This is a genomic window from Methylobacterium sp. WL103 (assembly GCF_008039885.1).
GTDB classification, from domain to species: Bacteria; Pseudomonadota; Alphaproteobacteria; order Rhizobiales; family Beijerinckiaceae; genus Methylobacterium; species Methylobacterium cerastii.
Genome location: NZ_VRUX01000343.1, coordinates 1 through 4,571, shown reverse-complemented (window position 1 = coordinate 4,571; position 4,571 = coordinate 1). Strand labels below are relative to the sequence as shown.

Sequence of the window (4,571 nt, the reverse complement as noted above, 5' to 3'; positions counted from 1 at the left end):
GGCCCGGTTCGCGGCGGGGCCGCCCCAGGCGGGCGTCGAGCGGGGCACGTTCTCGGACGGGTCGGCCTGGACCCTGCGCATCGCCGACGCCGCGCCGGCGATGGGCCTCGGCCGCGTCCCGCCGCTCTGGCTCGTCCGCTTGAGCCGGGGACCGGTCGAAGGCCGGCCGATCTACACGACGCTCGTCCCGGGAGAGATCCGTGAATGAGGCGCGGCCAGAGGCGGGCCAGGCCGGCTTCACGCTGGTGGAGGTGGTCGTCTGCCTCGCCCTGGCCTCGCTGATCGGTCTCCTGCTCGTCCAGACGTTGCAGATCGCATCGCGCGCGTCCGGCGCGGCCGGGCGCGTCGCCGCCGCCGAGGAGGTGCAATCCGTCCGCGATCACCTGCGGCGCACCCTCGGCAGCCTCGTCCGGCGCCGCACGGACGGGCGGCGGCCTTTCTTCCTGGGCCGTCCCGACGGCCTCGCCGCCGTGATCGCCCCCGATGCGGCCGCCGAGCGTCCCGCCGAGACCCAGGTCACCCTCGCCGGCACTCCCCGCACCGATCTCCGCCTCGATCTCGTCGAGCGCCGCCGGCTCGCGGAGCCCGGGGCCGAGGTCGGCGCAGGCGACGAGGAAGTGCTGCTTGCCGGCGTGACCGGCCTCAGTTTCCGCTATTTCGGCGTGCCGACCGGCAACGCGCCGGCCGTCTGGCTTGCGCAATGGACCCGGCCCGACCGGGCGCCGAAGCTCGTCGAGATCCGCATCGCGTTCGACCCAAGTGATCGCCGACGCTGGCCCCCGTTCCTCGTCGCCCTCGGAGACCGACCGTGACCGAGGAGCACGGCCGCGACGGCGAGGCGGGCTTCGTGCTGCCCTCCGTGCTGGCGATCCTGATCGTGGTCTGCGCCCTGCTGGCCGCGACCGTCATGCGCGTCCGCTCCGGCACCGCCCTGACGCAGGCCCGCGCCGACCTCACCCGGGTCCAGGGCCTGGCCGACGGGATCGCTCGCCTCGTCGCCTACGACCTCGGCCTCCAGCGGACCTACCGCCTCCGCGGCCTGCAGATGCCGGAGGACGGCTGGCCGATCGCCTGCGACCTGGCCCCGCGGGAGCGGTTGCTGATCGCCCTTCAGGACCAGGGCCTTCTCGTCGATCTCAACGCCACGCCGCGGGCCGGGCTCGAGACGGCCTTGCGCGGGGCCGGCATCCCCGACGCCACCGCGCTGGCGCTCGCCGCGGAGATCGTCGACTATCGCGATGCCGACGACGTGCCCGAGCCGAGCGGCGGGGCGGAGGCGCCGCAATACCGGGCGCGCGGCCTCGGCTACGGGCCGCGCAACGCGCCGTTCGTCAGCGTCGACGAGATCGGACGGCTGCCCTCGATGACCGAGGACATCGCCGCGCGGCTCAAGCCGTTGCTGACGATCTACAATGAATCCGGCCGCGTCGCTGGAGCGTCGCCGGACCCGGCCAAGGCCGCGAGAGGGCAGGGCGCGCGAACCCCGCAGGCGCCCCCGGCGCCGTCGCCGCGGCAATACTTCCGCATCGACGTCCTAGTCGAGGAGCAGGGCGTCCGCGCCGGACGTTCGGGCACCTACGCGCTGGGCGGCGGGAGCTCCGGCATGGATTTCCTGGCCTGGCAGCCGGGCATCCCGACGCTGCCGCCGGCCTTGGAAGGCCATCCCACCTGCGGCGTGATCGGGGCCGCCCTCCAGGCCCGCTAGGACGATGTTCGCGGTCTCGTCACAGGCACCGCGCCGTCGCCTTCACGGAGGCCGACGCTCCGAGGCGACGGCTTAACCAGATCCGTTGGCAAATCCGAAACGGTGCGAGAATAAACAGACAGTCTAGTGGGCCGAGTGCGAAAATCTTCCGACCTCCGTGAGCCGGCTGCAAGCTCCCAGCTCCCCGAAGTTCGGCCGTCCGAAGCCAACCGTAGGTGTATCTCGTGATGCGCGGCGTTCTTTCACGCGGGGGCCTTGCGACGCGGCTGCTGCGCCGGGTCCTTCCCGTCCTCGGCGCCGGCCTGCTTGCGGCCGGCGCGACGTCGTCCGCTCCGGGCGGGCGTAACGACGCGCTTCGGCCGGAGACCGCGCTGTCCGACCTGCTCTGGTCGGGCGACCCGGTGGCGGCCCCTCGGATCGATCAGTCGGGCCGCGTCCTCGCGCCGTCGTCCCTGCGCGACCGGGTGGTCGTGCTGTCTTTCGTGAGCACCGACTGCCTGATCACCTGCGTCGCGCGCACGCTCGCCCTCGCCGACCTCACCCGCGACCTGCCCCCGGACGTCCGGGCGCGGACCGTAGTCCTCGCCGCCAGCGTGGCGCCGGATCGGGACGACGTCGCGGCCCTGCGCCGGTTCGCCGAAGGGCTGAGGATCGACGCAGGGAAACTTCGACTCGTCACGGGGACCGCCGCGGCGACGGCCAGCGTGATCGCGGCGCTGCGCTACCCGGCGGATCGATTGCCCGAACCGCCGCCGACCGTCCTGGTCTTCGACCGCCGCGGGCAGATCGCGATGACCTATGGCGGCGACCCCCTCGACGTCCCGCGGCTCCGACGCGACATCGGCGTGCTCCACAGCCTCGAGGACGGCGTCGGGCATCCGCCGCGCCCTGCGGCGTCCGCCGCACCGTAGAGCCGCCCGATCGCCGGATGGGAATTTTAACCACCCCTCGCAACGGCGCGACAACGGTTCCCGGAATATTGGTGTTCCCAGCCGCTCGATCCGCATTCGAACGTGGTCGTCGAGGTGGAAGACTGCGGTCCGACACCGATGACGACCGCCGGCGGGTGTTCCATCGACGTCAAAAAAGGGGAATGCAGGATCATGATACCGAAATCTTCCCGGCCGCGTCCGCGAGCCGGACGCGCCCTCGCGCGGTCGCTCATGTCGGCGACGATGCTGGCCGGGATGGCCGGCCTGTCCGCCGAGGCGGCCAAGTTTCCCGTCGTCGTGACTCAGGTGCAGGACCCGTTCGGCACGCCGACCGCGATTCCCGACACGGCACCGGCTCAAGGCATGTGGCGCGGCGTCTTCGCTTGGCCCCTGAACGCGATCAGCATGGGCCTGTTGCCCTCCGGCAAGCTCGTCTCGTTCGGGTCGCCGCCCGACGACGCCGCCGTCCAGAGCGGGCGCTATTACGACATCTGGGATCCTTCCAAGGGCTTCGACCCGAGCGGGCACACGATCCTTCCGGCCGTCGCGAACGTGAACAGCTTCTGTTCGACCATGGCCTTCCAGGCGGACGGCTCGCTGATGGCCGCGGGCGGCATCTTCGAGGCCGGCGTCGACAAGGGGGCCGCCGTCGTCAACGGGCTGGGCACCGGCGTCTCGCCGCTCGGGGCGCAGATGGCCGCGGACCGCTACTACTCCACGATGCTCAGCCTGCCCGACGGTCGCCAACTCATCATGGGCGGCTCATACCCGTACAACGGCGGCTGGGCTGATCCCCAGGGCAGCATCAACAAGGGCTTCATGAGCGGGATGACCCCGGAGGTCTACGACGGCACGCGCTGGAGCAGCCTGTTCGGCGCCAACAGCCGCGACGCGTTCGGACCCGAGAACAATCGTTGGTGGTATCCGCGTGCCTGGATCGCGCCGAACGGCAAGGTGTTCGGCATCAGCGCCGAGAAGATGTGGTACCTCGATCCAACCGGAAACGGCTCGATCGCGGTGACGCCGTTCAAGGAGCCGCAGCGGAGCGCCAATTCGGCGGCCGACGCCCCGAACGTCGGACCGAGCTCGACGGCCGTGATGTACGACACCGGCCGGATCCTCCAGCTCGGCGGCAACAGCTACGACAACAGCAGCGGCTTCCTCGCCAGCAGCCGCGCCACACTGGTCGACATCACCGGAGGCAACCCTGTCCTCACGGAGACGGCGCCGACCAAGATCGGTCGCTCCTGGGCGAACGCGACGGTGCTGCCGACCGGCCTCGTGGCGGTCACCGGCGGCAGCCTGTGGGACGACCAAGCCGACGGCAACGCGGTGCTGCCGATGGAGATGTGGGACCCGAAGACCGGGGCGTGGACCCTCGGCCCGGCGGCCTCGATCTATCGCGGCTACCACTCGACCGCGCTGCTGATGCAGAACGGTACGGTCCTCACCAGCGGCGGCGGGGCGCCCGGTCCCGTGAACAACAAGAACGCCGAGGTCTACTACCCGCCCTACCTGTTCACCAGCGTCAACGGCAAGGCGGCGCTGGCACCGCGCCCGCAGATCCTCAGCCTGACGACGAACCGCCTGAACTACGGCCAGTGGATGCAGGTCGAGGTGACCGCGCAGGCCGGCGTCTCGCAGGTTGTGCTGCTCGGCCTCGGCCTCGTCACGCACAGCTTCAACGCGACGCAGCGGCGCATGGTGCTCAACGCAGGGGTGAGCTCTGACGGCACGGTGGCGGTCCAGGCGCCGGCCTCGGCCAACGTCGCGCCCCCCGGCTACTACCAGTTGGTCATGATCGACCAGAAAGGCGTGCCGTCGCCCGGAATCATCGTCGCGATCGGCCCGAACACGGCGGCCCCGCCGTTGGCGAGTGCGCCGACCCCGGCCGTGATCGCCGTCGCGAGCAACGCCGGCGGAACCACGGGCGG

General features: G+C 71.4%; 4 protein-coding genes and 1 pseudogene. All 5 read left to right on the top strand.

What is annotated here, in order from left to right; genetic code table 11:
* Nucleotides 1-208, top strand: a pseudogene (locus FV222_RS29790) (type II secretion system protein); the annotation flags it as partial.
* A complete protein-coding gene (locus tag FV222_RS17960; protein ID WP_147815309.1) occupies nucleotides 201-812 on the top strand; it encodes a prepilin-type N-terminal cleavage/methylation domain-containing protein in 612 nt (203 codons plus the stop codon). The pseudogene FV222_RS29790 and the gene FV222_RS17960, both read left to right, overlap by 8 nt.
* Nucleotides 809-1,705 (top strand): type II secretion system protein GspK, encoded by an 897-nt coding sequence (locus FV222_RS17955; protein WP_246685525.1) that lies wholly within the window; start codon nucleotides 809-811, stop codon nucleotides 1,703-1,705. Before FV222_RS17960 ends, FV222_RS17955 begins: the two co-directional genes overlap by 4 nt.
* Nucleotides 1,706-1,932: 227 nt before the next feature.
* A complete protein-coding gene (locus FV222_RS17950; protein WP_147763170.1) occupies nucleotides 1,933-2,616 on the top strand; it encodes an SCO family protein in 684 nt (227 codons plus the stop codon).
* 252 nt (nucleotides 2,617-2,868) lie between these two features.
* On the top strand, nucleotides 2,869-4,571 hold a 1,703-nt coding region (locus FV222_RS17945; protein WP_246685524.1), incomplete at its 3' end, for a glyoxal oxidase.